General features: G+C 59.3%; 31 protein-coding genes. 2 read left to right on the top strand and 29 right to left on the bottom strand.

Annotation, left to right across the window (positions count from 1 at the left end):
* Positions 1-96 precede the first annotated feature (96 nt).
* Positions 97-888, top strand: coding sequence for a hypothetical protein (locus BW992_RS17000; RefSeq protein WP_076406805.1), 792 nt, complete (start codon positions 97-99; stop codon positions 886-888).
* A 407-nt stretch (positions 889-1295) separates the two neighbouring features.
* Here the strand turns inward: BW992_RS17000 and BW992_RS16990 are convergent, their stop codons facing one another.
* The 9 genes from BW992_RS16990 to BW992_RS16945 form a co-directional block, all read right to left on the bottom strand.
* On the bottom strand, positions 1296-1814 hold the full coding sequence (locus tag BW992_RS16990) for a lysis system i-spanin subunit Rz (protein WP_076406804.1): 519 nt from the start codon (positions 1812-1814) through the stop codon (positions 1296-1298).
* Complete coding sequence (locus BW992_RS16985; RefSeq protein WP_076406803.1) at positions 1811-2236, bottom strand: cell wall hydrolase; 426 nt, start codon at positions 2234-2236, stop codon at positions 1811-1813. Before BW992_RS16985 ends, BW992_RS16990 begins: the two co-directional genes overlap by 4 nt.
* A gap of 59 nt (positions 2237-2295) precedes the next feature.
* Positions 2296-2625: a phage tail protein gene (locus tag BW992_RS16980; protein ID WP_076407349.1), complete on the bottom strand. Its 330-nt coding sequence runs from the start codon at positions 2623-2625 to the stop codon at positions 2296-2298.
* Positions 2626-3005: 380 nt separating this feature from the next.
* Complete coding sequence (locus BW992_RS27235; protein WP_083714567.1) at positions 3006-3971, bottom strand: hypothetical protein; 966 nt, start codon at positions 3969-3971, stop codon at positions 3006-3008.
* 12 nt (positions 3972-3983) lie between these two features.
* Positions 3984-4658, bottom strand: a complete 675-nt coding sequence (locus BW992_RS27230; protein ID WP_076406802.1) for a hypothetical protein — start codon at positions 4656-4658, stop codon at positions 3984-3986.
* 319 nt (positions 4659-4977) lie between these two features.
* Positions 4978-8532 (bottom strand): host specificity protein J, encoded by a 3555-nt coding sequence (locus BW992_RS16960; RefSeq protein WP_076407348.1) that lies wholly within the window; start codon positions 8530-8532, stop codon positions 4978-4980.
* Between the two features lie 435 nt (positions 8533-8967).
* A complete protein-coding gene (locus tag BW992_RS16955; protein WP_076406796.1) occupies positions 8968-9576 on the bottom strand; it encodes a tail assembly protein in 609 nt (202 codons plus the stop codon).
* A 42-nt stretch (positions 9577-9618) separates the two neighbouring features.
* Entirely contained in the window at positions 9619-10041 is a 423-nt protein-coding gene (locus BW992_RS16950; RefSeq protein ID WP_076406794.1) for a hypothetical protein, read from the bottom strand.
* A gap of 73 nt (positions 10042-10114) precedes the next feature.
* Entirely contained in the window at positions 10115-10321 is a 207-nt protein-coding gene (locus BW992_RS16945) for a hypothetical protein (RefSeq protein WP_148049155.1), read from the bottom strand.
* Between the two features lie 202 nt (positions 10322-10523).
* Between BW992_RS16945 and BW992_RS26950 the strand changes: the two genes are divergently transcribed.
* A complete protein-coding gene (locus BW992_RS26950) occupies positions 10524-10769 on the top strand; it encodes a hypothetical protein (protein WP_148049156.1) in 246 nt (81 codons plus the stop codon).
* Positions 10770-10854: 85 nt separating this feature from the next.
* Here the strand turns inward: BW992_RS26950 and BW992_RS16940 are convergent, their stop codons facing one another.
* The 20 genes from BW992_RS16940 to BW992_RS16845 form a co-directional block, all read right to left on the bottom strand.
* Positions 10855-11619 (bottom strand): C40 family peptidase, encoded by a 765-nt coding sequence (locus BW992_RS16940; protein ID WP_076406788.1) that lies wholly within the window; start codon positions 11617-11619, stop codon positions 10855-10857.
* A gap of 2 nt (positions 11620-11621) precedes the next feature.
* Positions 11622-12371: a phage minor tail protein L gene (locus BW992_RS16935; protein WP_076406785.1), complete on the bottom strand. Its 750-nt coding sequence runs from the start codon at positions 12369-12371 to the stop codon at positions 11622-11624.
* A gap of 9 nt (positions 12372-12380) precedes the next feature.
* Complete coding sequence (locus BW992_RS16930) at positions 12381-12719, bottom strand: phage tail protein (protein WP_076406782.1); 339 nt, start codon at positions 12717-12719, stop codon at positions 12381-12383.
* Positions 12719-15682, bottom strand: coding sequence for a phage tail tape measure protein (locus BW992_RS16925; protein ID WP_076406780.1), 2964 nt, complete (start codon positions 15680-15682; stop codon positions 12719-12721). Before BW992_RS16925 ends, BW992_RS16930 begins: the two co-directional genes overlap by 1 nt.
* Before the next feature lie 10 nt (positions 15683-15692).
* Positions 15693-15941 carry a DUF1799 domain-containing protein gene (locus BW992_RS16920; RefSeq protein WP_076407347.1) on the bottom strand — a complete coding sequence of 83 codons (249 nt, stop codon included), beginning with the start codon at positions 15939-15941 and terminating at the stop codon, positions 15693-15695.
* Positions 15942-16003: 62 nt separating this feature from the next.
* On the bottom strand, positions 16004-16387 hold the full coding sequence (locus tag BW992_RS16915) for a phage tail assembly chaperone (protein WP_076406778.1): 384 nt from the start codon (positions 16385-16387) through the stop codon (positions 16004-16006).
* Between the two features lie 3 nt (positions 16388-16390).
* A complete protein-coding gene (locus BW992_RS16910; protein ID WP_076406775.1) occupies positions 16391-17044 on the bottom strand; it encodes a phage tail protein in 654 nt (217 codons plus the stop codon).
* Positions 17045-17114: 70 nt separating this feature from the next.
* Positions 17115-17534, bottom strand: coding sequence for a DUF4128 domain-containing protein (locus tag BW992_RS16905; protein ID WP_076406772.1), 420 nt, complete (start codon positions 17532-17534; stop codon positions 17115-17117).
* On the bottom strand, positions 17531-17974 hold the full coding sequence (locus tag BW992_RS16900) for an HK97 gp10 family phage protein (protein ID WP_372239197.1): 444 nt from the start codon (positions 17972-17974) through the stop codon (positions 17531-17533). Before BW992_RS16900 ends, BW992_RS16905 begins: the two co-directional genes overlap by 4 nt.
* A 2-nt stretch (positions 17975-17976) precedes the next feature.
* Positions 17977-18360 (bottom strand): hypothetical protein, encoded by a 384-nt coding sequence (locus BW992_RS16895; protein WP_076406769.1) that lies wholly within the window; start codon positions 18358-18360, stop codon positions 17977-17979.
* A gap of 1 nt (position 18361) precedes the next feature.
* Complete coding sequence (locus BW992_RS16890; RefSeq protein WP_076406767.1) at positions 18362-18730, bottom strand: hypothetical protein; 369 nt, start codon at positions 18728-18730, stop codon at positions 18362-18364.
* Between the two features lie 5 nt (positions 18731-18735).
* Positions 18736-19014, bottom strand: coding sequence for a hypothetical protein (locus BW992_RS16885; protein WP_076406764.1), 279 nt, complete (start codon positions 19012-19014; stop codon positions 18736-18738).
* Positions 19015-19055: 41 nt separating this feature from the next.
* Entirely contained in the window at positions 19056-20024 is a 969-nt protein-coding gene (locus BW992_RS16880) for a major capsid protein (RefSeq protein WP_076406762.1), read from the bottom strand.
* Positions 20025-20033: 9 nt separating this feature from the next.
* Positions 20034-20780, bottom strand: coding sequence for a DUF6651 domain-containing protein (locus BW992_RS16875; protein ID WP_076406759.1), 747 nt, complete (start codon positions 20778-20780; stop codon positions 20034-20036).
* Between the two features lie 118 nt (positions 20781-20898).
* Positions 20899-21525 (bottom strand): hypothetical protein, encoded by a 627-nt coding sequence (locus BW992_RS16870; RefSeq protein ID WP_076406757.1) that lies wholly within the window; start codon positions 21523-21525, stop codon positions 20899-20901.
* Between the two features lie 36 nt (positions 21526-21561).
* Positions 21562-22641: a hypothetical protein gene (locus tag BW992_RS16865; RefSeq protein ID WP_076406754.1), complete on the bottom strand. Its 1080-nt coding sequence runs from the start codon at positions 22639-22641 to the stop codon at positions 21562-21564.
* Complete coding sequence (locus BW992_RS16860) at positions 22641-24017, bottom strand: DUF4055 domain-containing protein (protein ID WP_076406752.1); 1377 nt, start codon at positions 24015-24017, stop codon at positions 22641-22643. The genes BW992_RS16865 and BW992_RS16860 overlap by 1 nt, the downstream gene beginning before the upstream one ends.
* A 2-nt stretch (positions 24018-24019) precedes the next feature.
* Positions 24020-25339, bottom strand: a complete 1320-nt coding sequence (locus tag BW992_RS16855) for a phage terminase large subunit family protein (protein WP_076406749.1) — start codon at positions 25337-25339, stop codon at positions 24020-24022.
* Positions 25314-25790 carry a DUF2280 domain-containing protein gene (locus tag BW992_RS16850; RefSeq protein ID WP_076406746.1) on the bottom strand — a complete coding sequence of 159 codons (477 nt, stop codon included), beginning with the start codon at positions 25788-25790 and terminating at the stop codon, positions 25314-25316. Before BW992_RS16850 ends, BW992_RS16855 begins: the two co-directional genes overlap by 26 nt.
* Before the next feature lie 32 nt (positions 25791-25822).
* Positions 25823-26446 carry a putative metallopeptidase gene (locus tag BW992_RS16845; protein ID WP_076406743.1) on the bottom strand — a complete coding sequence of 208 codons (624 nt, stop codon included), beginning with the start codon at positions 26444-26446 and terminating at the stop codon, positions 25823-25825.
* Positions 26447-26511: the final 65 nt, after the last annotated feature.

Genomic DNA, 26511 nt, shown 5'->3' with positions numbered 1-26511 from the left:
TTAGTCGCCAGCGTTGCGGTTCGTCGGCTTCCTCTCGCTGGAGCACGACCACCTCAATTACTGTATATCCAAACAGTAAAAGACAAGCGATCCCCCATGAATTTCGAACAAGCCAAGGCGCTGAGGATCCAGGAATGGAGAGACATGCTCGACAATAATTGCCAACGATTGGAGAACCCGGAGGCTTACCGTTCCTGCCTTCTTGATGTCAGCGCCAGGCTGGCAGAAGAAGGTCTGATTGACAGGCTCGATCAATTCGACATGGACGAAATGGCGAACGCCGCCTACTGGCTTGCTCTGGAAGAGCTGCAATCGAACCCAGTCCTTTACCGATCTTCTTATCAATACGATGTGATGCCGCGCGACGGTGGCCCACGGTTTGGAACGTTGTTTCATTCCGTACTGAGACTGGACGATAACGGAGGCGGCCCTTTGCGTGCCTACGATGGAAAACTATACCGCGACAAGGATGGGCTGAGATTGAACCAGACCTATCACAGCCTCCGGGGGCGTGTGGAAGGGCTCGTTCTTACCTTGCACGATGGCCGTCAGTTCGACTTGGTCGAGAAGGCGCGAATGGTTCAGGGAATGATTTACGAGGCGATTGATGACCCGGACGTCTATCGATGGATGGTTGATGTTGTCCAGGTCGCTACCGAAAACCACGACATCGAAGTCGTGAATAGGATCAGGCCATTTCTGGAGCTGGCGAAATTCATCCAATGCTCAGATTGCATGGACCGGTTCGGTGTGCGCGAGGACTGCGCCCACTGTAACGGATTGGGGTTCGTCGAAAAATCGCGATGCCCGGGCAAACTTCCCGTGGAATGCCAAGGTCAACCGAACAAGCAAAATGACCCTGGGGAAGAACATGTGCGGCGGAGTTGAAGCGGCGGACAAAAACAGAGCGTATGAACGGGTGAAGGTGTATTTCCCCAACCCAAAAGCTGCGATTCCCGTGCTACTCGAGGACGGAACTGATCTCGGGTGGGTGCGATGGGGCCGGCGCAAAGAAGAAACCGGGACAGGGCCATCAGGTGGGTGGGCGAAGCTGGAGACGGTGGAGCGTGGTGGATGGCAGAAGTATCACCCGCGACGCGCGATAGGGCTCGTGCAGCGCTACATGGAGAAGGACGAAGACCGGGTATCACACTGGTTCGACATGAATGAGGGTTACGGGCTGGAATGCTTGGTCCTAGGCGAGGACGAGAACCGACGCGTTTACGTGGTCACCACTTCCCCGCCCGCTGAATACGCCTGGATCCATGACCGTTGGCCGATGATAGGACGAATCCCTAGTCCTCCTCCGGGATTAGTTCTCTGACATACGCCTGGCACGCTCGCAGCGCAATCAACCCCCTGTCGCCGGCGTCGGTGATGGCGATAATTCGTTGAGCATGCGCTGGGTCAAGTTGGGCTCGACGGGCTCCATGAACCACGCCGCCGGCGCCGGGGGTGGTAGACACTGGGCTGCAACTGGCTGAATCCTCGAGGAGGACTGACAGCCGAACATCAGCAGTGGCAAGACGATCGCGCAGGCGATCCTGATTACGCTGGGCATCGCTCAGCTCCTTGTAGTGGGTTTGTTCGCTGGCCGACAGCCGCCGCTCCATGGCCAGGCGCTTGTCCTGCTCCGCCTGCACCTGGGCCGCGGCCGCGCTGCTGATTTTGTCCAGATCGGACTGGTACTGGCCGGCTTGCTCCGCCAGGCGCTTCCCGTACCGCCAGTCCTGGATCTTCCATGTCGTGCTCATTGCCAAGATCAACGCCACGGCGATTCCGGCGATCATCAGCTTCAGCGTGGCTGGATTCATGGCACGTCCTTGAAGAAGATGTGGTTACCCAGGCGCAGGGTCTGCGTGGCCTTAGCAGCCCAAGCCGGAGGCTTCGGCATCGTGGTTGCGTAATAGTGGGTGGCGCCCTTGGTGAGGTCAGGCTCAGCACCAGAGATCACCAGGTCGGCCGCCCGCTGTGCCTGGGCAAACTGCTTCGGCGGGATCGGCTTGGCGCCGCTCAGGTACGGATAGTTCGGGTCGTTCTTGTTCCAGCAACTGAACTGCCAGGGTTTCAGGCAGACGCCGGTGTATCCTTCGCCCCACCACGAACGGTCCTTGCCATCGAACACGCGATTGCGAATGGTCCAGGCCACCGCAATCTGGCCTGCCAGTCCTTCACCGCGGGCCTCACCCCAGAGGGTACGGGCCAAAATGTCACGGTCCTTTTCGGAAGCGGTCATAACTTTTCTCCAGGCAAAAAAAATCCCGCTCGATGGCGGGTTGCATTATTCGTTTCAGGTCAAATCGTTTCGGCGTTCAGCAACATTGGCGATGCGACGATTTCAGGAACCGGCGGCTCCACCGGCCAGACTGGAGATTCAAACCATCCAGGTTGCGTAGTGACCTTGCCCAAGGCGTATTTGTAAGTCTTCCAGGCTTTCAGCGGCGCGGCCAGGGCGGCCTGCTCAGCTTCCTCCTCTGGAGTCACCTCCCCAATTTCGATGCCGTACCCCAGAGTGTCGATGCGATCCTGAATGCGCGCAATTTGCGTTGCGGCTCGTGCGTTGCGTTCCGCAAGCTCCGACTTCCTCGTAGCTAGCTGAGCGGCCAGGACGGCCGCATCCTTCATTTCCTGGGTAATCAGTTTGGTCCAGTCGATCACACCCTCCGTGACCGGCGCCGATGGGTCCGGTTGAGGCGGAACGAAATTCACTTGATCAGGACCAGGGAAGACAACCACCCCATCAGGAACGGTCAGCAAGGGCACCGGGAAAGCTTGCTCCTGGCTGTAGTTCTCTGGAATGGGGAACAGCAAAGTCAGCACTAACTCCCCGTTCATGCGCGAGATGTCGCCAGGAAACCAAATCGAATCCACTGCTCCGTAAGGCAAGGTGTCGCCTTCACCAATCGGCTCGAAATCGAAAGATGTGTGGTTGACGAGCAGTTTGTCGCCGGACTTCCTGACAATTAGCTCATCGCTGCGCCGCTGGGGACTCAGGATTATCTTCATTAGAACCACCGCCCTTTCGCAATCACGTGGGTATCGATGAAATTGCCAGCGACGAAGCCTGCCCCTCCGGTTCGCTTGATGCTCCGCAGGCTAGCTGCTGTTCCGCTCGGCGCAGTTAGAACAGGGCCGAACCTATCAGTCAGCGCTGGAGCGCAATCCGCTGAAGAACCTTGCATAGGGGAATGGGAGATATGGACAGTAGAACTTGCAAAAGGCATGGGGAAGGTCCACGTCCCGCCGAGGATATCAGCTGTTAAAACTGTGTCCATTCGCACGACGTGACTACAGATCATGGTCCCGTCAGCGTACTTGGTATATTGGCCATTGCTGTTGGAGCCGCTTTCTATAATCGCGCCCGTTGGGGTGCCGCCGCTTTGGGAAACTGTGCCTACGAGATCTGCCACCGCAGCAGATTTCAGGCCTAGGTTTGTTCTTGCTGCCGCTTGGTTATTTGCGCCAGTACCGCCTTGCGCCATGCTCAACGCGGTGGTCAAACCGGTTAGGGAGGTTATGTCAGAGTTGGCCCCAGTCTTCGCCGCTGCCAAGGTTAACCGTGCCGCGGCGGCATCGGGATCATTCAGCATTACTTGAATGAACACGGAAAGATCCGTAATCCCGGTCCCACCCTTAGATGGCGGTAAAATGTCGTAGTTGCCAGTAGTCTTAAGCGCCGCCAGCTGGGCACCGTAGGTCGTAACGATTGCGCGCAGAGCATCAGCCGAATCCTTTACGTACCCCTGCATGGGGGCCAGTGCATAGCTGCCGCTTGAGGTCGTTGTCCCCAAGTATGGCGGATCAATAGCAATCGCGGTATTGCTCGCCACGTTGGTGACCTCATACCAGCGGCCATCCGGTCCACGGAACGCATCGCCAACCCTGCAGTTGACTATGAAAGCCGAGCCAGTTCCAGTTACGGCATTGGAATTCAGGGTGACGGAAACCGTCCCCGTTTTGTACCAGGGCATAGGACATTTCCTTTAAAGTTTTGCGAATACGGCGGGTAGAAAAAAAGCAAACGGGTTGGAGGATCCGACTGTTATGGCGTAAAGGTTATTCCCGGAAAAGTCCCACCAACAATAAAGCATCCTGCTCTGCACACCATCATCAAGCATTGGCATACCGAAGGTATTAATCAACATAAATTCCCCAACAGGGAATGTAAAATTGACTCGATAATAGTTCCTTGGCAGCCCCTGTGGGGTATGATCAGACTTCAAATACGTCCAGTTCTGGAACGACCGGGTAAATCGTGCATACGGAGTTCCGCTATCGAATAGCAACTTTGAGTTCCCGTCCCAAAGCCTCATCCCGTAATCAGCAAGCGGGGTGGCGGCGAACCCGCACGCAAAGTAAGACCCATTCGGTTGCAACGTATTGACGTCATAAGCCCTCACATAAAAACCCGTCCAGGCACCTGGAGTACCAACCACACGCATCAAACATAAGCCCGCAATGCCGCTGCTTCCTGAAGGCCTGATGAACACCAGGGGCGGCTCTTGGCTAGTTATAGTTCGAGGGAAGTTGGTTATTGAGCCGAGCCCTGACTCCTGATTGGGGACATACACTCCTTTCGCCAACACGACTAGTCGAGTGAACTCGGAATCAACCGTCACAACATTATTATTGTTTGTAAATTCTAATCCAAAGGACATCATAAGTACCTGATCACAATTAAGCGCATAGTCGAGCTGGTTGTATTGCTATATTCGGCCCTACCCCGAATGAAGCTATACACCCTGACGGCGTTTGCTATCACCTCCGTTTCTAGCTGCATGTCGTTATTGACGCTATAGTTCCCTACCGGCACCACGAAAGCAGCTCCGTTAGATGGGGTAAGTCCTGGTACCGATATCGTTTGAAAGGTAGCTGCATGCGAACCAGTCACAATGCCGCTGTATACAACTCGCATCGTGAACGATGTTTCGTCCAGAGTGACGTTGCCGCTTTCATCCCATATCTTCAGCCCATAACTCATGCCGATAGATCTCCGAGCTGGACCCGCTTGATACCGTTTTCGTCGTAGACCTTGATGGCGCGGTTCGTCATCGTCAGGCGGCCACCACCCGGGGCCGGGCCGTTGAACTCCAGGTTGCCGGCCTTATCCAGGCGCCAACCCTGTACTCCTGCGACGTAGTTGTCCGATTGCAGGGCCTGGCCGATCTTAAGCATCGTGATGCTGCCGTCCTGGATGAAGGCGGAGTTCATGAACACCTGCCCACCTTGAACAGCGAACGGAACGGAGATGGCTCCGCCGGCGATGGTGTTTACGATGGCAAACCGATCTGCGCTTACCAAGAATTGGCTCTGCAGCGTGCCCCCGACATTCTCTATGCCCAGGCCGATACCAGTTGCAACGTACTGCCCATTTGCGTTGAGCTGCATCTTCACCGACCACATCGTGCTCAGCTTGCCGCTGGTATCGGCGTAGGCCGTGGCTGTCTGCTGGATAGCCGCGGTGTTGTTACCTACCGCCGCGTTCAGCTGATCGATCTTCGTCGCCGTAGCAGACTCGTTCGTGGCCACAACCTGCTCGAGCGTGGTCAAATTCGCCGCGTTCTCGCCGATCTGAGCGTCGAAAGTAGTCACCCTGCGTGCTATTGCCTCATTTTCTGAGGCGCGAACACCGCTTTCTGACGCAATAGCCGTCGTGCTGGTCCATCCTTTAATGGCGTCGGCAAGATCGCCCTCCCCATCGTCATCGCGCCAAGAAGCTCGCAGCGCTTCGAAGGAAGTGGCCGTGGCTTCGAGTTCGGTGATGTTGACGGTATTGATTGCAACCTGTTGGGCTAGACCATCCACCGTCTCGATCGTCTGGCCGACGTCGAGCCAATAGGCAAGATTGGGCGGTGGCGTATCCACGGGGACAGGTCCGATTGCCTGATAGATGCGTTTGCCGAAAACGACCAGGTCACCTTCGACATACGTCTCGTCAGGGTTGTAGGCAGCCAAACCTTCAAGGGCGTCAATTTGAGCCTGGAGGCCTGGAATTTTCTCGATTTCTCCTCTCAGTTCTTCGCTGAGTTCTGTTTCCCCAATCTGGCCGGCGATCAGGTCAAGAATCGGGCCGGCCTCAGAACTGGCCTGGCCCAGGACACCGCCGCCGACCGGGTACCATGGGCCTATATTCCCGATTCGGTCCACCAGACGAGCCCAGAAGAAGAACGAAGCGCCGGCCAGAAGGCTCTGCATGCTGTAATCGCTTTGGGGATAAGCCAAGTCGGCCAGTTTGGTAGCGGCCTCCAGTTCATTCGCAGGTCCATACCAAATCTCGGTGCGCTGGGTATCCTCCGCACCAGCAGGGAAGCCCCACTTCAAGCCGATGCCAAACAGCAAGGGTGTAGCCGTGAGAAAGGAGACCGCCGGCGGGAGACCTTCCTTACCACTCAGTTCGGTCAACGCGGAACTACGCCAAATCGACGAGATATCGAAAGCGCTCACCGCGCGGACGCGCGCCACGTAGGCACCGGCATAAATGCCGACCACATCCACATTGGTCGAGCCGGTGCGCTGCACCTTTATCCAGTTCCCACTGTCCTTGCGCCACTCCACGTCGTAGGCAACAGCCCCTTCCACGGCGGGCCAGCTGATGGTCATGGTGGCCACGGCCAATCCTTGAACCACGGAGGACGTCGACGCGGCGGTGACGCTTGCCGGCGCTGGAACCACGGTGATAGGGATCGCGCTGATCGGCCGGTCTTCCAAGCGCGCGCCGGTGTCGATGTGCGCGAACTTGCTCGGTTCGTACTGCAAAGCACTGATTTCGAAGTCGCCTTCGGTGGTGCGCTTGGTCCGGAGCACGCGATACAGCGGGATCGCCAGGTCATCCGCATCGAGCGCCCACTGAAGCTGCGCCCGAGGCGCTTCGCTGTAGGCGACGGTCACGGTGACAGCACGACCGGCTACGCTCTGGACGGTTCGGCCTTCCGCACGCCCGCCTGGCAGGTTGATGATCAGGCGATCGCCGGCCTTGGCCTGGGTATCGCGGTCCAGGGTCACAACCCGGCCAGCAGCGGCAGAAATACGCCCGCCGATCTCTCGGCCAGCCAGCAGCGAGTCAGCCACTGGGATGATGTGGCCCGGCAGCGGAATCACGCCCTCCATGCCGGTTTTGAACGTGACAGTCCGGTCCAGGTTGTTGCTGAGGATCGCCCACTTGCCGCGGCGCTGGGCCTCAGATGCCCGGGTGCAACCGATGGCGCTCAGCTCGGTTGGCCGGTCGCCATAGCGGCGCTGGAGTGGCAGATCGGAGAACGGAATGACGTCGGTGTCGTAGTTGTTCGCCGGATTGTCGTAGCTGACCAGGGCCCGGGTGTAGCGAGTCTTTGCCGAGGCGCTGCCGTAGGAGAATTTCCCGTCGATGACGTTCGCCCGGGTGAACACATAGTCGAAGTCCTGGGCGCGCGGCATGTCGGCCTGCATGATCAACTGGCCCTGAGCCCAGTAAGTCATCCCGCGGTAGATGCCGGAGATGTCCCGCAACAGCGTCCAGGCATCAGCCTTGCCCTGCAGATTCATGTCGCACAGGAAGCGCGGCTCGGTCCCGCCCAGGCCGTCCGGCACCAGTTGGTCGCAATACTGCGCAATCCGATACAGCTCCCACTTGTCGACCATGAACGACTTGATGCGCTTGCCCAGGCCGAAACGGTCCTCGGTGCAGATTCCGTAAGTGATCCAAGCCGGATTGTTGGTCCAGGCCAGCTTCATGCTACCGTCCCAAGTGCCCGTGTAGGTCCGACTGATCGGGTCGTAGTTGCTCGGAACCTGCCATTTTCGGGCCTTGCACTTCACGGTGACGGCCGGAATGTTGGTGAACTGCTCGGCGTCGAATTCGATGTAGAGAAGCGCGGTGTTCGGGTAACGCAGCTTCGCGTCGATGACTTCGGTGAAGCCGGCGATCAGCATGGTGTCTGCGATTCGGTTGCTGTTCTGGTTCGGCGTGATACGGCGCACGCGGATCTGCCAGCCGATGGTGGCCTCAGGAAGGTCGATTCGCCGGGACCGCTCGTAGCGAGTTGTGGTCTTGCCATCCACGGCCTCGCTCAGCACCTGCTGATAGGCACCGCCATCAGTCGCCACATCGATGGCGTACTCAATCCTGTACCCGCCGACGTTGCCCTGATCGTCCTGGCGCTGGAGCGCCGGCCAGGCGAACCGAATGCGCACGGCAGAAAGCTGGATGTTCGTGACGGAGCGGACCCATGCCGCATCGCTTCGCAGCTCGATGTTCAGCGATGTTTCGTTCTCGACCGAGGGGATGCCGGGGATATAGGTCTGATCCACCGAGCCCGAGCGCCATTCCCATTTGACGTTCGGGAAGTTGACGTTGCCGCTCGCATCTTTGATCGGTGTGTTGTCCAGGTAGATGTCGGCATCCGTCGGCACGCCCTCAAACTCACCCTCACCTACCGCGATCAGCAGCTTGGCGATGTTCGTTGAGCGGAGGTTGTCGCTTGCCTCAATCGGCGTCTTCGGCTTTTTGCTTCCGCCCTTTGCGCCGCGGATGTCGATCGTCTGTGCTGCGCCCATGCTTTCCTCCAGGCGAAAAAAAACCGCCATCGGCGGTCGCGAGTTCGTTGCTTAAGAAGCTGATGGCTTTACTTCAACAGAAACGCAATTGCGCTGATGACACAAGCCAAACCAACAGAGGTGGCAAAAATCAAAGCTGCATTTGCGAGCTTGTTACCCGCACGATCCGCACCTTCTTCACTCATGTTTCCATCTACCTTGACCCTGTGTTTGGGCCTATAATTGATCAATGTTCTTCTCCTTGGTCCTGACAAGGGGTTGAAACAAAAACCCCCGGCACGTTGCGAGCGTCCGGGGGTTTTGCTTTTCTGGCCCGGCGATCCGTCGATCCTCCTCGAGCCTGGGTGTCGGTTTCCCGACTATTTGTCATCCCGGTTTCTAGTGAGGGGTTTTATCCGTCACCGGCACCGAAATCCTTTAATCGAGTTTAAAAATTCAAGTTTTGTCTTCCGCGTAGATCGATGCGGAAATGATCATCCCGCCCCACCGGCGCTCACCGATGCAGATCGGTACAGGGTTGCCGCTGGCCGTGGTGTTCTTGGCGCTGCCGAAGGCGTAGGACGGGGCGTTCTCTGGCCCGGCGCTCTGCTTGAGGCCTGATGCCTGGGGGCTGAGCATTTGAATGACACCGCCGATAGCCATGGATGCACCTGCGGCATACAGAAACGGCGAGGCAGCAGCGAGCGGAGTGAAGGACAGCACATACGCCGCAGCGATCAGTACCGAACCAATGATCGTCTGTAAGCCTCCGGCCCGTTTGCTCCCCGCAATGACCGGCACAATCCGAATCTCCCTAGTGCCGCCAAGATCAAAGCCTTCCAACCCAACATTCTTGCGGTTACGGAAGACAGCGAACGTCAGGCCCATCCGATCAAGGCGGCGTATTTCTTCCGCGAAACCCTCAACAGCAGCGTTTAGGGCACGAAACACTTCTGCCGTTGAGCCGCCATCAAGCAGGAAAGGCTGGCTGCGGAAAAACTTTTTCGCCAGAGAGCCAGAGAGCTTCACTGTCGTCATCGGGGTATAGGTAACTGCTGAATGCATGCCGATCTCCGGGCAATAAAAAACCGCCCGAAGGCGGTTGATTTAGAGCATGGTGGGGAGAATGTCGATCTGCCCATCGCCGCCAGTAAACACACGGTATTTCTTCAATACGCCATCTTTCATTACGGCCTCACGCTCAACGCGGTCCGCGCCCATCGAGCATACGCCGGAGCCGGTGTACGCAGCCCCCACCAGCACGGACTCCGGCGGAAGGTAGAACGAGGCCTTTTGGCCTGGATCAAGTTTGGCAGCCTGCTTACCGTCTATGAATATCGCCATTGAGCAAAGACTGCCGGTGTGCCCAGAGTCGCGAATCACCTGAAGAGTGCCATAGGCGCCCGATGGCTTGCTCTGGTAAGCCGACAACTGACTGGCCGGGGCTTGCTTGGCTTGGCTGGACGGCGTCGGCGAAGTTGCACACCCCGCCAGCAAAGCAACAGCTACCGCGCCTACGAACAATCTCATGGGGTCACTCCTGTGGAAGATGGCGGCAAGATATCAGAAATGAAAAAGCCCAGCGGGATGGCTGGGCTTGCTACTATTCCTCTTCGCCTGTTTCGTCTCGAGGTGCATCCGGGTTTGGACCAACTACGTCTTGGGCAACCCTATCTGCTTCTTCCCACAAATCATCAGGAATATCCTCATACGGTACTCCAGGAGCAACCTTGTCAAGATGCTCCTTGGCGGCATCGTCTCTCGCTTTTTCCCAGTCCGTTCGCTCATCTTCATCTTCGAAATCGTACATATGCCGCTCCATTTGTTTTCGATGCCAAGGCAATCTACCATCGAAGCGACAGAGGGCCATCCTGTAAAAATCCCCAGTAGCGCGCCGCCTCGCGCCAGTAGTAGCCTCTTGCCTCCATGCAACGGATTTCCTAGTCCTTTGCCTGCAAGCCCAAGGACTGGGATTGCGCCAATGTCGGCGCGGATTACTCAAGGAAAGTGAAATGAGCGAAAAACCACATATCTCCCCTTTTCAAACAGGTGTCCTCGCAGCTTTAACACTCGTAGGCACATCTTTAGCGGTCTTGAGCCCATCAAAGCGACAACACATCAAGGATGCCGCAGAGAAAATTATTAGGGCTTTGCCTGAAGACAAGGGCTTATCAGACGGCTCATCTGAGCATCACCTTCCGCTGCAGGCTCTGATTGCAGGGCTTTTCCCAGAACCGTCGAAGAAATCTGCCGACTGATCCAATCAATTACTTTCCCGGCGTCACAGTGGCCCGGGAAAGGATCTTTGGTTTGACTCATTGCCTCTCCTGCGGCAAAGCCGCGTTATGTGGAAGATTGTGCGTCTTTGTGCCTCAGGATCAGGCGAGTTCGGTCGAGCCACGGACCACCAAAAACGATGACCTCTGACGGTCTGCCGTATAGGTGGTGCAGTAGGAACGGCCCTGGGCCGAACGTGCCGGCATCCTCGCCAGGCAGCGTCGGATCGCTGCCGAGGAATATCCCGGCGTGGTTCGGGTGAACCGTCCGGCCTACCTCCATGACGACCATGTCGCCGCGCTGTGGCTGGTCAACCCGGTAGAAGCCGGCAGCCTCATAGTTCGCCTCGTAGAGGCTGGCGTTGTCCTTGCTCTCCCACCAGCCATCGGCACGCTTGAAGGCCTCGAACTCCAGCCCCCACTCGCGCTTGTACCAGTCGGCGCAAACCTGCCAGCAGTCCCAGGCGCCATGGACGAATGGTCGCTTGAGCAATGGCGTCTCGCCCGTGGGCACCACCGTCCGCAAGTCACCCTCCGGCCAGCTCAAAATGTGCCAGGGCAGCTCAGTCGCTTCGCACATCGCCAGGTCTCGCGGCGACGGCCGGCTGGTGGCGTCCGGATGGGAGTGAACGATGCCGATCACCTCGCCCAGGTCTTCCGCCGCGGCGTATTCCTCGGGATCGATGCGGAATTCCTCGTGCGGCTCGGTCGCGGTGTTCCTGCACGGGATGTACTGCTGCTTTCGGCCAATGGCCAGAAGGAGCCCGCAACACTCTTTCGGGTACTCGGCCGCCGCATGCGCCTGGATCGCGCTAAAAATGTGTTTGCGCATGGTCAGCTCCGGGCGATCAGGGAAACGGCAGGGAATCCGCCGAATGGCAGCGGGTTACCCTCGCCGAAGCGTGGGATACAGCCCCGGCCCAGCGTGGCGTCACACTCATCAAGCTCAGGGTTGTCCGTGACCACACCATCCTTGGTCACGTAGGGCCCGGTGTAGCCGCAGTTGGGCCCGCGGTAACCGCCAGTGAGGCACCAGTGGCAAAGCGTCGTAGCCTGGCGGCCAATGGACTCGCCGCCCACGTCGCCCGGGCTGGCAAGCTCCCAGGTAACCGTCTCCCCGTCCTCGTTCGTCTTCTGATCGATGTACCAGACTTCGATCGTCTCCTGGGTTGGATCTGCCTGTGGGTTGCCGCCGGGGAAGTTCTGGGCGTCCAGGTACGTGCCCAGCGTGTGGCGCATGGTCAACTTGAACTCCAACAGGTCGTCGAAGGCCAAGCACAGCGCCGTGATTCGCCCGTTGACGTTGCCCACCGAGAGCGTCGGGCGGACCGCCGTGCCATCGCCGTTGGACTCAATGCCGTCTATCTGCATAGGCCAGGCGCCGTATTCGTTCCCCTGCCACCAAATGGACTTGGCCGGCAACTCATCGGCGGCCGCTCCGGCGGCAATCAACTCCGCAGCCGTGTGCGGAATCGCGTGCCCGTGGAAGCGCAAAACGTCCGCACCATAGTCCGATCCGTCCAATTCGAAGAGCAGCACTTCGCTGCCAGGCTCGAGGACCTGGATGTCACTGATCAGCGGCATGGTTGCCCCTTATGGTTGGAAGGCCCGTTCGAATGTGGCCGTGATTTTGAACACTCCGCCCCCCACTGGGGTTGGGACGGGGTCGACGCAGGTGAACAGGCCCAGCTCGCCGAGCGGGGTTGTCCAGAGGAAGGCTTTCGCGCCGGCGTGCCGGTCGATGAACGCCATGATCTCCAGAATTCGAGCCTTCGAACCGCTGAAGGTGATCGGGTAGGAGTCTTCCTTGTTATTGGGCCCGTCGGCGGCGATTTGCTTGTAGCCGTCGCCGAACTGAGCCGTCCTTACCCTGTAGGTGATCTCCGGAGAGTCGCCGTGCTGGGTGGGCCAGGTAAATGTCTCGATAGCCATCACGCCCTCCCATTGGCGTTGCGAAAGCTGGTGCCGCCTGCTCGCCAGGAATCAGCGACAGCCTTTTCCGCCACCGCCTGCATTTGCGACTGAAGGCTCTTCGACAGGGCCTGCTGGTCAATTTGCATCCCTTCTGAGCTGCGGTCTTGGGTGACAACGGTCACAGGCGCGTTGATGCTGATCGCGGTGCCAGATCCGCCACCGGTCAGAGCCCGCACGCCCAATTGGCCGCCGGCCGTGCGGGTCAGCGGCATGATCGCCTCTTCCCCTGCCTCACCCATAACCCCGATCCCACCGCCAGCCATGCCGAACGCTGTCGGCTTGCTGACGATAGAATTGGCAAAGGCGGCGCCGTTGGCGAACATCTGCACGCCGCCCGACCAGGCGCCGCCCTTGGCCTGGATGCTGCCCGGGGTGAAGCCAGAGAGGTCACCGGAGTACCCGGCCTGGGTCGATCCAGCGGAGGACGCTCCGCCAAAGTAGGAGCCAGCAGCAGATGCAGCCAGCCCGAAAAGAGCGCTCAACCCTTCAGACGCCGCAGTCCTCGTCGCGATTCTCGCCATATCGGCCAGCACGGATTTCGTGAAATCCCCGAACGAGCCCTTCCCGGTGATGGCGAAGTTAACGACCGAGTCCTCCATGGAGCTGAATGCGTTGGAGAACAGGTCTCGCGTCTGCCCGGCAATGTTGCGCGCGCTTTCCAGGTAGTTGCTGAAGGCCGAAGTGGCACCCTTGCGCCAGTCGCTTTGCGCCTCAGACATCTGCTCGTAGTTGCTGAGCACTGTTTCGCTCAGGTCCTTCTCGCTTTTGTTGATGGCGTCCAGCTTGGCCTGGTATTCCTCGGCACTCATGTTGCGCGCCTGGTCGGCCTTGTCGCGGGCCAGGTCCAGGCGTTGCTGGTTGGCTCGGTCAGCAATTTCGTTAAGTTCGCCGTTGATGGCGTTCTCACGGTCACCCCGGCCGACACCATCCGCCGCACGGCTCCCAGCACGCCGCAGGGCGACGTTCTGCTGGTCGAGGGCATCGGTGTAGGTCTTGATTGCCAGGGCCTGCTTGGCGAGCCGTCCCTGCTCGTTGGTGGCGATGACTTCGAGTTCGCTGTCCGCCTCCTTCTGCGCCTTGACCATGTTGGCTCGGGCGTCGGCGATTTTCTGGTCCAGTTGAATGCGCTGGGCCGCCGATGTGCTGGCCTTGCCCTTGGATGCCTCAAGCGCTGCAATCTCGGCCTCATAGGCAGCCGTGACCTCGTCGCGCTCGTTGCCGATCAGCGCCTGGCGCTTGAGCAGGTAGTCTTCCTGGGTGACCAGTCCGGCCTTCTGCGCCGCTTCCAGTTCCTTCTGGGCGTTTTTGTACTCGCCAAGGATCGCCGACAGTTGATTCTTCGAGTCGTTGAACCCGGACAGGTTGAGGGCCGATGTCGGTGCCTTCGGGTCCTTGTTCTTCTCGTGGATGTTCTGGATCGTCTTCTCGACGACGTCCGGCTGTACCAGTGGATCGTTGGCGTTGGCCTTGCGCAGCGCCTCAACATCCCGCTTGTACTCTTTGATCAGCTTGTTGCGCTTCTCTTCGTTGGTGAGGTTGGAGTCGCTGATCGCCTTCAGGCGCATGCTCGCGTCGATGCCGTCGCGCTGGATCTGTGCGTTCAGGCCCTGAGCCTTGGCTATGGCGTCCTGGGTGTTCTTCTGCTGAGTCAGGAATTCAAGTTCGAGCCTGGAATTCTTCAGTTTTTCCTGAGCATCGGTATCGCTTGGGTCGCCGTTCACCATGCTCTGGGCGGCGGCCACGCGTTGCTGGGCTTCAGTAATTCGACTCGCCAGGGCCTGCTCCCGCCCGATATCCTTCACCGCGTCCGCGGTGGCAGAGATCTCGCCCTTCAGGCTCTTCCATCCCCGCTCCCACACCGAGAGGTTTTCCATCACCTCGCTGCTGCGATTCTTGATGGTGTCGACGTAGGTGTCGGTCAGCAGCTTGGCCGCGCCGATCGTGTCGCCCTGGGATTTCAGCGCGACGATCTGTGCGTAGGTGCTGGCCGTGAGGAAGTTGTACTGGTCGTTCAGCTCCTTGGCCGCTGCAACCGGGTCCTTGCCGATCTTCACGAACTCAGCAATCGTTTCCTCGACCGCTCGCCCAGTGGCCTTTTCCCAATCCAGCGCGGCGATCGTGATCCCTTCAAAACTGCCACTGACGATCTTCCCAGCCCCAGCCAGCTTCGTTAGGACCTCCGCGGCGGCACCAGTGGTGCCCACGGTTGCGCTGACTTGCCGCGCCATTTGAGTCAGAGCGTCTGCCGACGTGCCAGCAGCATTACCGGTCTTTATAAGCTCTTCGCGGTATCCAACGGCTTCCTCGCTGCCGGAATAGTAGGCGTACGTGAGGCCGGCTATGGCTGCTGCGGCCACGGTGAACGGATTCACAAGGCCGAGCACATAGCCGCCCAGGGCTTTGGCCGCCGGCCCGATGCCGCCGAACATATCCTTGAGCTGGCCGCCCTGCTGAAGCAGAACAGTCAGTGGGTTCTGGCCGCCCTGCAGCGATACGGCGATGTCAGTGAACTGCGCGGGCACTCCGCGCAGCGCATTGGCTGTCTGCTTGGCGGTGTTGCCGGTACGGGTCAGGGAGTCATCGAAGCGGCCAAGGTTCGTCCTGGACTGATCGATCTTGGCCTGGTATTCGCTGAAGGTCGAAGCATCGAGCGCGCCGAGCTTCTTCTGCTTGGCGAGCTTGCTTTCGAGCTCGTCCAGGCGACCCAAGGCCTTGACGGTCGGGTCAATCTCGCCGAGCAGGTCGGAAAGCTCGTCCTTCTGCTTCTTGATCGATACCGAAGCCTTGTCAGCGCTCCGGGAAACTCCCTCGGCTGCTTTCTCGGCCCGGCCACCCGCCGCGGTGAGCTTGTCGAGGTCGGAGCTCGCCTGCGCAGCATCGGTCGAATCGACCTTGATGCCGAGTTCAGCAATAGAAGTCATGCGGGCTCCGTTATTTCGATTCGCTCATCACGAGCATGGCTTCTGCTTCCATGACGCGGACGTCGTGGAAGGCTTGGGTAAGTTCGCGCCGCTTCATGCCCAGCATACTGGCGACCGGTGGGAGCGCGCTGTAATCCAGGCCCGAGGCCCCTCCCATGCCGGTACGCCACTGGGTCGACATCGCTTCGAAGATCAGGAACGCCGACCAGTTGTCCGGCCAGACGTCGTACTCAACAGGCGGGATGTCTGCCAGGGTCATGCCGAAGGCCGCCAAATCCGATTCGGACGGCCCCTGCTCATACAGGACGCGGGCGGCGCCGGTCAGTTTCCCAGGCGGGCCGGTTGATATGCTGCCTGGTAGGCCTCGAGCACAGCCTGAGGTGCGCCGACGCAAGTCGTCACCAGGGCCGTCAGCGACTCGTCCGAAAGCTTGTCGTCAAAGGCCCAGCCCGCGACGATGTCCCTGAGCTGGCCAACCTGAATCGCGATCTCGGCCACCGTGGCTTCCTGCCAGGACAGACCATCCTCCTGGACATGCCGCTGGTGCTCTTCGCGCGCGGCGTTCCATTTGTCGAAGTGCGCGGCCAGGGCCAGGCGGTCCAGGTACTTGAATTCGAACTCCACGTCTTCTGGCTTGCCGCCAACACGCGGAATGGCAACCTTCGCCTTGAAGGTCGGGTTCTGGGAAATCTTGATCTTCGCCATGGGTTACACCACCGCCGAGTAACGGGTTGGGCGGCCTGCCAGCGACAGGCTGATAACACGGGTCATCAGGTTGTTCCGGGACAGCGCCGGAGTCGAGGTGATGGTCACGTACGCGTTGTAGAGGATGCTGTCGCCGTTCGGCAGGTTCAGGCGCAGCACGCGGGCCACCTTGTCCTCATCGGCAGCTTCAACCACGGCCACATACGGCAGAGCTGGATCATCAGCAACCGTTACCGACATGCTGATCGGGTTCTTGGTGGTCGGGATCTGGCGATCATCGTCGTCAGCCAGGAAGCCGAAGGTCAGGAACTGCTGGTCGCCGCCGCTGGTGGCCACATCGGTGATCTGCGAGATCTCGACGAAACCGGTTACTTCGCGCACCGAGCCAATGCCCGAGCCAGCTGGGTATGGCTGGAGGTTGGTGGTGTTGATATTTTCCAACGCGAAGGTTCCGGTATCGCTGTCGGAGACGCGTGCGGCCCGGTCATTCAGGCGAGTCCAACCCGAAGTCACGGCGATAATGTCGCCATCAGTCAGGCCGTGGGCCGCAGCAGTGGCTACCGCTGGGTTGGCATTGCTCAGCGCGGTGACCGGGATCGCCGTACCGTAGGTCGAAGCGATTTGCAGGGTCGCGCCGTTGGGGAGTCGAAAGCCCATGTGTTTTTCCTCTTTGCAGAAATGACAAAACCCGCTCAATAGCGGGTTCTGGGTTTGCCCAACGGGCGGATTAGGTTGTGGTGTCGGCTCGGTACTGGAAGGACATCGGCAGGGTGAAGGAGGTGTCTTCGGTCTGCTCAGGGCCTGGCTCAACCGAAGTCATCACCAAAGCAGTAAAACCGTTTCGGGTCAGACGATCATTCAGTGGGTACAGCGCGGCAAGCTCATCGGCGATCGTCTCTGCGCCGGCAGGCCCATTGCCGGTCGGCGTCACAATGGTGATTTGAAACAGTCCGGTGTAGAGCCGGTGCGCACCGGCCAAGTCGTTGCTATCGGTGCCGGCCGGCAACAGGAACGCTCGAAGGTAGGTCTCGCCGTTGTTTGGCGTGAATGGCACATTCTGGTAGGCGATGCGCAGCGCAGGCGTTCGGGCCGCCGCCCAGGCCTTCAGGCGCGACTCCAGCAGGGAGCGGATGATCTTGTGACTCATACCTGGTTGTTCCTGATGGCCTCCAGCACGATTTGCTGGAAGCGGGCCTGGGTGATGCGCACCATCCCGCCAGGCGCTTGATCGGAGTGACCGTACTCGAGCGGAATTGCATACGGAAGGTTGTTGACGATGAAAGCCGTGGCTCCGGCGCGAAACTCTATTGATTCGCCAACAAGTCGCGCCGTTGCCTCTGCCCCGGTGGGGTCTATCACATCAAGCGTGCCGCCGGCAGGTGGTGCGATGCTGAACTGCCAATTTCCACGGAATCGCCCCGTATCAACGGGTGACATCCGGATCAGTGACCCGCCAAGCTCAATGATGATTTCTCGCAGACTCGCGTCGATAGCGCCTTTCGCCTGCGCAGCGAACTCAGCCAGTTGCAGCTCGAAACTTCCACTCCTGCCGCCGTAGCGCCCCGTCATGTGCGATCCGCGCGGCATGGCTATCTCCTCAATTGAACTGTCCAGGTAGCTTTGGCCGGGTCCTGGCTGACGTTAATTGCGCGCTTACCGCCGATGACGTCGCCGATTTCAGGGATGGCCTGGGTTTCGGTGGGCTCACCCAGCAGCGTGATGAAAAGCTCGTTCTGTAGGGCAGTGAGTTTTTCGTCAGAGGTCTGGATCAGTGATCCATCGATCTCTTTGGCGAGGTATCTGCCAAGCACGCCGCGCCCGGCGTAGGTCGTGATGACTTCCGGCGTCGTGCCTGAGTCCGGGTCGTACTCACCCTGAACCTTGCGCATGCCAACAACAGGGCTCACAGCATCGGCCAGGTCGGTATCAAAGGCTTCCGCCAGATCCCGCTGTAGATCTTCGCGCAGTCCCATATCAGCCCCTCACGACTTTGACCTGGCCCGAGCCAAGGTAATGGGTCAGCAGCGCCAGGGCGAACGATTCGCCGGCACTGATGGTCCGGGATGATTCGGAGAACGACTTGCTGCTCGACACGCCGTCGGCACTCACGGACTTCTCCGTCACGCCTGTTTCCTTCGAGCCGTAGATCCTGCCGGCCGCCGCCTCCATGGCAACCTCGGCGCCCGCCTGAACAACATCGTCCGGCACTGGGTCGAACTCTGGCAGACCGAGATTAGTAAGCCAGGTGTTCGCCATCAGCACCGCGCGCGGCTTCTTGTCTTCGGTGGTCCAGTTGGCACCCAGCAAGGCATCCACCTGCGCGACACTGATGTAGATGGTCACTGGGTTTACTCCTGAACCGATTTATCGAGCAGTTCGGCGAGGGCTGGGCGTTCGGCAGTATCGTCGAACGGGATGCCTTTTTCGGTCAGCTTCGCCTTGATTTCTTCGATCCGCAGGCCCTTGGAAGGCTTGTCACCTCCCGAAGCCCCCTTCTTCATCGGCTCCGGGTGCTTGTAGTCATCCGGCGCGAACTTGGCGTCGATGATCTTGTAGCCCTTCTGGCGCAGTTCCGCTTTGCGCTCAGCGGTTACCGGGTGTTTCTCGTAAACGATTTTCTCGGACATTACCCTTCTCCTGGGAATGCGCCCCGAAGGGCGCTGTTTGATTACTGAGCGGCGTCGCCGATGGTGAGAACGCCAGCCGATGCCTTGATGCTGTTCGCAACCAGGTCCCAGTTGGTGCCGGTAGCAAGTTCGGCGCTGGTTGGCGACTTGCCGCCGTTGGCGGTGTCCCAGGTGTAGCCCTTGAGACCCAGACCGAAGGTGTAGTCGGCCTGCATGGTGGTTTCGATACGCTCCTTGCCGTTGGATGTCTCGATGTTGGTGATCAGGTCGGATCCATCCATCACGACCGCCGCGCCGTCGGCCAGGCTCAGCACCTTCTGCTTGTTCGGCGTGCCCGCCTCATACAGAGCTGCGGCATCAGTGATGATCACGGCCTTGCCCAGGATGTCGACCACCTGAACACCGCTGAAGGTGAACAGCTTTTCGGCGTTGGCGAGGTTCTGACCCAGCAGCTTGTGGTACATGGCGCCGGTCATGACCTGGGCTACCAGGCGTTGCGATGCATCACCGAACAGCGCGTGTGCGTTGTTGATGGCGATGTAACTCACGCCAGCGGAAGCCGAAACATCGTTGGTGGCGGACGGCTGGTTACCAATCGCAGCCACCAGGGCGGCAATGGCTGTGTTCAACTGGTCCGACATGATGGCTTCGGACAGGTTGCGGCTGATTACTTCCAGCGCTTCCTCCGGGTTCTTCTGCACCCACGACAACTGAGCCGGCTCCCACAGAATGGGGCCGAAGCCGCCCGCGATTTTCACGGAGTCATACTGCTTTTGGGCCAGAGGGGTTGCGGCCTGGTTTCCGTTGGCAGCATACCGATCAACACGACGCTGAGCGCCATGCAGGCCAGCCCAGAACGACTCTTGCAAGAAGTCGCCGTCAATGCCCTGAGTGGTCAGGCGGATGGAACCTGCCGAAGCGGCGTTGAATTTTTCAACGTCCTGCGCCAGGGTCTCGATGGTGGTGCGCTTGAGGTATTCGTTGAATACCTTCATGTTCGAAAGGGCCATTGGGCCTCCTTATTCGCTTGCGGTCAGGCCTTTGATGGCTTCCAGGCGTTCAGCCTTGGAGCCGCCGAAGCTGCCCTTCATGGGTTTGTTCAGGCCACCACCATTGGGAGCGCCACCGCCATTGGCGCCGGAGCTCTTGAGGATGTGGTCACGATGGGGGTACTGCGAAACGAGGGTTTCAAGCGCTTCGTTGAAGTCGGCCAATTCGCCCGGGCGCGCACGACTGAATACCTTCTGGCCCTGGCCGTCGTAAGCGACAACCTTGCCTTCTTCGATCTTGAAGTTGCTGCCGAACGCTGCCTGAACCATGTCTGCCGGAATAGCCATCTTCTCGGCGATGAACTGCGAGCGAGCGAAGCTGCCGCCGATCTTCTCGGAGTACAGTTGCTGTTCGAGTGTCTGCGCCTTGCCGTTGGCTTCATCCAGTTGAGCCTGGAAGGCCTTGCTGATCTCGCCCTTCACCTTCTCGATCTCACCGGCATCCACCAGCTTCTTGGCGTCGAGGTTGGCGACTGTTTCCAGGGCTTTCTTGGCGGCAGCGGCATCGTCGATACCCTCGAAGGCCTTGGCGACCTTCTCGAATCCATCAGCGCGCTCACGGTGAGATTTGGCCTCAGCGTTCAGGCGGGTGATGGTGCTGCGAGTGCCCACCGCATCAAAGGCGACTTCTTTGCCGTCGTCCTCGACATACACAGGCTTGCCATCCTGGATCTCAGCGTATTGCTTGCCATCCACTTCAACAGTCTTCAGTTTCATCTCGTCTCTCTGGGCCATCCGGCCAGTTGGTGAGCCATCCGGCCCTGTCGCCCCGTCCGTCCGAACCGCAGGCAAAAAAAAACCCCAGCGAATGCCGGGGTGGTTTGGTAGGAAATGTTCATAATAGAGGCTTGGCATCTGCCAGAAGATGCACTTCGAACGCGTCCTCAGCCTCTTTCAGCAGATCAATAACCTGCCTTTCTACGTCGAATCTGTGTACGTCTATTCCAGTTACAACCTCAAAGTAGAGCCCTTCAAGGCTTTTGGGCTCGAGGTTCTTGATACTGCTCAAGATCGGCTTGATCTCCAAACCGCTCCAATCCAATTCAATTGACTCGCCCGGTTCGAGCTTGCAAGGAAAAGCGCCCTCGCTCTCGGCGGAAAGGTCGCGTTTTAGCGACCTGCGTTTTAGTCCGTGACAAATCCTGACATCTCTGACTGCGCATGTTCTCAGACCGCTGCAGCCGATTCTTAACGTCAAATAGGCGAAACCTGTCTCCTGAGCCAGCATAAGCTGTTCACTATCCCTCGCCAGCTGGAACCTCTCACTCCGCTTAACCATGTACAAGCTCACGACGACGGCCCCAAGAGCGCCAACCCCTGACACCCAGTCGCCCACACTGCCCCACTCAGGTACAAACTTAACAGTCGATTGAGGATTTTGATTTATCCCGGCGGTCAGACCTAGTAATGCCGACATAATGTTGGTTGCCAGAACAATGCAAATCCCGAAAAACCATTTCATAAGGCTGCTTCCGATGCGAAGGGGGTCGCATTGTAGCTACCTGGGCAGCCTGTCGCGAAGCTCATCAAGTGTCAGGAACTTGCCTTTGTCGTTGTAGAAGTCGTCGAGCTTGAGCTTCTCTTGCCTCAGCAACTTACCGCGCTCGGGGCCCAGGATCTCGTCCTGGCGTGCCGCTGACTGCTGGCCCAGCCATCGGGCGTAGGTCGTAGACTGCGGCACCTGACCGTCCATGGAGGCCCGTGTGGCGCCATTGCTGAAGCCAAGCTTCGATGCGCTCTTGAGGATCGGCAGCTTGGTCGAGCGGCAGCACCAGTGGATCCGCCCAGGGCCAGCCAGCCAGGGAATCTTGTGCCCGATTGGCAAGTAGGTGCCTAGCGTATAGGGCAGTCGGTCCCTGATGCGGCAGGTGGTGGAGGTTCGTGTATCCAGCGTGCTGATCCACTCAACGTGGCTGATGATTTCGCTGTTCGCCTCGTAGGCCTTGTCGCTGGCAGCCTCAGCCGTGCTCGATACCGCAGAGCGGACAACGGCCTCGATCTCCCTACGTGACTTCTGCAGGATGCCGTCGGCGTACTTCTCCGCCCGGGTACCCATGATGCTGCGGACGATTTCGGCCGTTGTTCGCCCCTCGACCACGCCAGCGCGCACAGCATCGCGAACCGACGCGGCGCGAGAGGCCTCGATGCCACTCATCCACTCCCTGAGCAGTCGCCCCTGGAACGGCCTGGCCTGGGCAATGGCCTTGACCTGACTGAACTTAGCGTCCGCAATCGGGAAGGCTTCCTGCACGACGGCGGGAATCACCGCCTGGAGCGCGCCCTGCTGGAACGCGATCTCATAGCTGATCAAGCCGTCGGTGGCCTGGTCCAGCGCCTGGCGGATATCCACGAAAGTCGACTGATTCAGGCGCAGGACGGCGGACAGAGCAGCATCCACTGAGGCGGCCGACAGGTTGGGGCCGAGGTTGTCGATTGCCTCGATCAGCGCAGCACGCAGCTCTGCGTCCTTGCTGTTGAGGATCTTGATGATCGCCACGACCTGGGCGTTGCTCAGGTGCTGCAGGTCGACCTCATGCCCGATCAGCTTGTCGAGTAGCTCCTCGTTGGCGGTCTTCATCACAGGGTACCGAGTGCGGGGCCTTGGGCTTCGATCTTCGCCAGTTCCGTGGGCCATTCGTATTCATCGCTGATAACACCGCGGCGCTGCATCTCGGCGAAAAGGGTTTCCTTGGAGAGCATCCCGGCATTCGCCATCGCAACGAGTGTCGGCAGCGACACTTCGGGCATGTAGTCGACATCGAAGTTGCCGCGCATCTCAACCGTGCCGCCATCACCCAGGCCACGGTAATCGGCCATGAACTGGAGAAGCTGTGCCAGACAGTCAGCGAAGTGGCTTGCCATCCGCGCCAATGGCGACAGCTCCTGCGCTGCCTCCTCGTCCGCCTGGGTTGCGGTCTTGGTTGCGCTCTTTTCTGGCGTGAGCAGCTTCGCCCCAGCCATGCGCATCTCGTCGAGCAAGTCTTGCAGTGCTTCCCTTCCCGCCTTGACCGCCGCCCCGGTGTGCTCGACGTACTTGAGGTCGCCATCCTTTGGCAAGTCGGTCAGTGAACCAGTGCCCACCTTGAATTCTGGCGGGACTGGCTTGCCCTGATTGTCGAATGTGGCTTGCACGCCGATGCGCACCAGGATCGGCACACGGATGACGTGAAGGATGTTGTCCTGGTCGCTCTGGCTCTGCCAGTGCTTGACGTTGAGGTGGGCCAGTTCCAAGAGCGGCGGCTTGGCCGTCATGAAGCCGGTCCGTCCGGTGTAAAAGGTCACCAGAGGGATGTATGCCAGGCTGTTGGCTCCCTCGTCGTGCAATCCCCATCCGCCTTTGTCCGCCTTGCGGTACGTCCGCCATGCTCCAGGCTCAAGAACACGGATCTGCTCGACGCATTTCGCGCCAAACTCACCATCCTCCTCCTCGACGATCTCGATATAGCGGAACATCGTGAGCTGTCCGCCCTTTACCCTCCAGCCCAGCACCTGCTCAGGCTTCACCAGAACGGCATAGGGCCTCACTCCGGCGGCAATCTCTTCCGCCTGGGTGCGCACTCCCTCAGTGCGAGAGTGATCAATGAGCGCATGACACAGGCCGTGGCTCAACCCTTCGCGGAAGAACTCAACAGCCCATGAGTTGAGGTCGTTGCCGGAGTGGTCGATGTCAGCGGTCATCTCTACGAGTTGCTCTGGCACATCGTCACCGACCTGCAAAGGCTCAGCAAACACCCTGGAGGTCATGTTGCCGACCGTCTCCGAGTAGGCCGGCAACAGCGTGGACAGCTTCAGGCGCTCCTGGTACGAATCGTCAGCCTCGGCGGGATACTGGGGCAGAAGGCTCTTGCCTGCCGCACGCATCGCCATCGTTCCACCCATGAGCGGAGTAATCACGTCCCAGTACTTGCGCATGGCGTCAACGGCCGGGAGCGTGTCGCTTGGGTTATTGCTCATGGTTACATTCTCAGAGGCTGGGTGGCTGTCATGTCGGCGTTGATCGGGTAGCGCTTGGCAATGAAGTAGCCGGCGGCGTCGTTCATGTGGTCATGACCCTTTTTTGGGTCCTTGTCGGGATCGCCATGTTTGTCATAGGTCTGCCGCTCCAGGCACAAAGTCAGTTGCGGGCATTGGTCTATATTCACCTTCAGCCTGCGCTCGCCATATGCATTCATCAGCATGGCGTTGAGCGAGTTGACGCGGTCTTTGACGCCCGGGTTCTGGCTGTCCACGATCACAGTGAACCCAGCCTTACGCAGCAGGGACAGATCGGATTCGCTGGCATTCTTGCTGCTGGTGTTCTGGCCGCTGGCGTCGGGATATACCGCTATGCCATGACCTGGGAACCGCGCCTGGATCTTCTCGATCATCTCTGGCGTATCGCGCACTGAATGGAACTCATCCAGAGCAAGCGGCAGCCCTTCGCGCACCACGTAGACAACCGCGGCCATCTTCATGACGTTGAAGTCCATGCCGATATGCAGCGCCTCTCCAGGCTTTATGCGTTCGCTGGTCCGGCTTTCGCTTCGACTGAAGGTGTAGTAGACGACGCCGGCGTAGTTCTCGAAGCTGGCCTCATACTCCTGCCGGAACGTTCGCGGGTCCATCTTGCGGCGCGCCGCATCAAGCTCTTCAGCCGGAACGTTGCCACCCTGTAGCGAGGTGTAGAGCCAACTCTTGTGATCAGGTTCGCCGCCCGGCTGCCCATCGCGGTAGGTGTCGAAGCAGTGGTTGAAGCCCTTTGGGGTGCCAATACGCAACGCATGGCCGCCCTTGCAATTGCCAACGCCTGGAACGACGTACTCACACGTTGACAGCATCGGCCGCAGGACTTCCTCCCACGCAGCCCACTTGCAGTCCGCCCATTCGTCCACCAGGACAAAGAACAGGCCGGAGCCGCGCAGGTCGTCGTAGTTCTCCAAGCCGACGCAGCGGATCAGGTGACCGCTCTTGAGCGTAATCAGCATGTCCGACTCGTTCGGCTTGCACTCTCTCCACTCGCGGGGGATCGCTTGCTTCAAGCGGCGCCAGAAAACCCGGCGGGCCTGTTTCTGCGTCGGAGCGGCGTACCAAATCTCATCCTCAACGCTAACGCCCCACTCAGCAGCCAGCCTAGCCGCGCGGCGCATCTCTGCCTTGCCGAGGAAGGTCTTGCCAAACCGGCGGCCGCAAACCGCATCTCGGAAGCGTGCGTTGCGCTGATAACCCCAGACGTAGATGTTCGCCTGCTTGGGCGTCAGCTTTACCGGCTGATCAAAGGTACGGGGTAACGGGGACATTCTCATCAGGCTCCAGGGTGTACTCAGCAACGGCGTGCTGCTGGTCCGCTTGGGAGCCCAGAGGTTTTTCAGGTTCGAGGCGACGATTCACGTAAACGTCGCCCACTTCTTTGGCTGCCTGCTCCAACAACTGGGCAGTCAGCGCCATGTTCTTCATGTTCTCGGCTTTCTCGGCCATGCGTCCCAAGGTGCGAAGTCGATACGCACGGTTAGCGATCGGAATGTCTGTGGTCTCTTCGCGGAATCTCTTGCGGGCTGCGTGGAACAACTCGACCCACTTCGCCCCAAGCCCTCGGCCAGCGAACTTTGTTGGGTCGTGGGATTCGCACTGCTGCCGACTGAGCTCGATGCCGAACTCTTTCTTGACCGACTCGACTACCTGGGATGGCGTATCAAAGCAGGCTAGAGCCTGAACGATGAAGGCTTTGACCTCGCTTCGTAGTGCTGCCATATGGTTGTCATCCGTCAAAACCTGTCAGAAGTTCAGGCCGACTTGAGCAGACAGGTTCCGCAGGCCCTCGCAATGTTCAATTTCCCCACCTCAGCAGGACTGTTTGCAGCATCCACCAACGCTTGAACGTCTGGGCTCGCACCGTAGCGGCGGACCACCCCGACGAACTCTTCGACGTCGTGCGCCTGGAGCTTGATCTTCGGGGCGCCATCCTGGGTGAAGGCTGGTTGACCGCACTTATCCGTGGCATGGGCCAGGTGATAAAGCTCGTGCTCGACCAGGGCACAGAACTCCAGGTCGCTGCACTGGGAGCAGTAGTCAGCAGCCAGGGTGATGATGTAGGCCGGCACATCGCCGAACCAATCACGCATCTGCTGTTCCATCCGAGCCTTCTGCCAGCCACCGGCGCGGAACGCTACCTGCTCGGCCTGGCCCAGGACGGTGCGTCCCTGCTTCTCGAATGCTGACGATGCCCACATGACCCGCACGTCGGCGTCTATCAGGTGAGCATGATCTTCGTTGTGGATACTGCCGGTGTCGGCCAGGATCTCGGCTCGGAGCCATTCCCATACCTCGGGCGCCGGCGTCAGGCGTATACCGGAGCAACTGAGATCGGATAGCTGAAGTAGTGACGCCGGAGGGTATGGCCTATCCATAGTCACCTTGAGCTTGAAAGAGTTGAAAATTGCCGGTATTGGTGTCCGGCTAATTCATAAAGTAA

The sequence above is a fragment of the Pseudomonas sp. 7SR1 genome, assembly GCF_900156465.1.
Taxonomy (GTDB): domain Bacteria; phylum Pseudomonadota; class Gammaproteobacteria; order Pseudomonadales; family Pseudomonadaceae; genus Aquipseudomonas.
Note: the sequence above shows the minus strand (reverse complement) of the source record. Positions and strands in the feature narration are given on the sequence as shown.

Coding starts and splice junctions, on each gene's coding strand:
- BW992_RS16850 (WP_076406746.1), bottom strand. CDS start 25,790: ATGGCAGCACTACGAAGCGAGGTCAAAGCCTTCATCGTTCAGGCTCTA.
- BW992_RS16935 (WP_076406785.1), bottom strand. CDS start 12,371: ATGCCGCTGATCAGTGACATCCAGGTCCTCGAGCCTGGCAGCGAAGTG.
- BW992_RS16880 (WP_076406762.1), bottom strand. CDS start 20,024: ATGGCCCTTTCGAACATGAAGGTATTCAACGAATACCTCAAGCGCACC.
- BW992_RS16845 (WP_076406743.1), bottom strand. CDS start 26,446: ATGGATAGGCCATACCCTCCGGCGTCACTACTTCAGCTATCCGATCTC.
- BW992_RS17000 (WP_076406805.1), top strand. CDS start 97: ATGAATTTCGAACAAGCCAAGGCGCTGAGGATCCAGGAATGGAGAGAC.
- BW992_RS16930 (WP_076406782.1), bottom strand. CDS start 12,719: ATGGCTATCGAGACATTTACCTGGCCCACCCAGCACGGCGACTCTCCG.
- BW992_RS16905 (WP_076406772.1), bottom strand. CDS start 17,534: ATGAGTCACAAGATCATCCGCTCCCTGCTGGAGTCGCGCCTGAAGGCC.
- BW992_RS16920 (WP_076407347.1), bottom strand. CDS start 15,941: ATGACCCTGGCAGACATCCCGCCTGTTGAGTACGACGTCTGGCCGGAC.
- BW992_RS16885 (WP_076406764.1), bottom strand. CDS start 19,014: ATGTCCGAGAAAATCGTTTACGAGAAACACCCGGTAACCGCTGAGCGC.
- BW992_RS16855 (WP_076406749.1), bottom strand. CDS start 25,339: ATGTCCCCGTTACCCCGTACCTTTGATCAGCCGGTAAAGCTGACGCCC.
- BW992_RS16945 (WP_148049155.1), bottom strand. CDS start 10,321: ATGTACGATTTCGAAGATGAAGATGAGCGAACGGACTGGGAAAAAGCG.
- BW992_RS16990 (WP_076406804.1), bottom strand. CDS start 1,814: ATGAATCCAGCCACGCTGAAGCTGATGATCGCCGGAATCGCCGTGGCG.
- BW992_RS16915 (WP_076406778.1), bottom strand. CDS start 16,387: ATGGCGAAGATCAAGATTTCCCAGAACCCGACCTTCAAGGCGAAGGTT.
- BW992_RS16860 (WP_076406752.1), bottom strand. CDS start 24,017: ATGAGCAATAACCCAAGCGACACGCTCCCGGCCGTTGACGCCATGCGC.
- BW992_RS27235 (WP_083714567.1), bottom strand. CDS start 3,971: ATGCCCTGGTACAAAACGGGGACGGTTTCCGTCACCCTGAATTCCAAT.
- BW992_RS16925 (WP_076406780.1), bottom strand. CDS start 15,682: ATGACTTCTATTGCTGAACTCGGCATCAAGGTCGATTCGACCGATGCT.
- BW992_RS26950 (WP_148049156.1), top strand. CDS start 10,524: ATGAGCGAAAAACCACATATCTCCCCTTTTCAAACAGGTGTCCTCGCA.
- BW992_RS16900 (WP_372239197.1), bottom strand. CDS start 17,974: ATGCCGCGCGGATCGCACATGACGGGGCGCTACGGCGGCAGGAGTGGA.
- BW992_RS16895 (WP_076406769.1), bottom strand. CDS start 18,360: ATGGGACTGCGCGAAGATCTACAGCGGGATCTGGCGGAAGCCTTTGAT.
- BW992_RS16960 (WP_076407348.1), bottom strand. CDS start 8,532: ATGGGCGCAGCACAGACGATCGACATCCGCGGCGCAAAGGGCGGAAGC.
- BW992_RS16870 (WP_076406757.1), bottom strand. CDS start 21,525: ATGAAATGGTTTTTCGGGATTTGCATTGTTCTGGCAACCAACATTATG.
- BW992_RS27230 (WP_076406802.1), bottom strand. CDS start 4,658: ATGTCCTTTGGATTAGAATTTACAAACAATAATAATGTTGTGACGGTT.
- BW992_RS16955 (WP_076406796.1), bottom strand. CDS start 9,576: ATGCATTCAGCAGTTACCTATACCCCGATGACGACAGTGAAGCTCTCT.
- BW992_RS16910 (WP_076406775.1), bottom strand. CDS start 17,044: ATGGGCTTTCGACTCCCCAACGGCGCGACCCTGCAAATCGCTTCGACC.
- BW992_RS16980 (WP_076407349.1), bottom strand. CDS start 2,625: ATGAAGGATGCGGCCGTCCTGGCCGCTCAGCTAGCTACGAGGAAGTCG.
- BW992_RS16950 (WP_076406794.1), bottom strand. CDS start 10,041: ATGAGATTGTTCGTAGGCGCGGTAGCTGTTGCTTTGCTGGCGGGGTGT.
- BW992_RS16940 (WP_076406788.1), bottom strand. CDS start 11,619: ATGCGCAAACACATTTTTAGCGCGATCCAGGCGCATGCGGCGGCCGAG.
- BW992_RS16875 (WP_076406759.1), bottom strand. CDS start 20,780: ATGAAACTGAAGACTGTTGAAGTGGATGGCAAGCAATACGCTGAGATC.
- BW992_RS16865 (WP_076406754.1), bottom strand. CDS start 22,641: ATGAAGACCGCCAACGAGGAGCTACTCGACAAGCTGATCGGGCATGAG.
- BW992_RS16985 (WP_076406803.1), bottom strand. CDS start 2,236: ATGACCGCTTCCGAAAAGGACCGTGACATTTTGGCCCGTACCCTCTGG.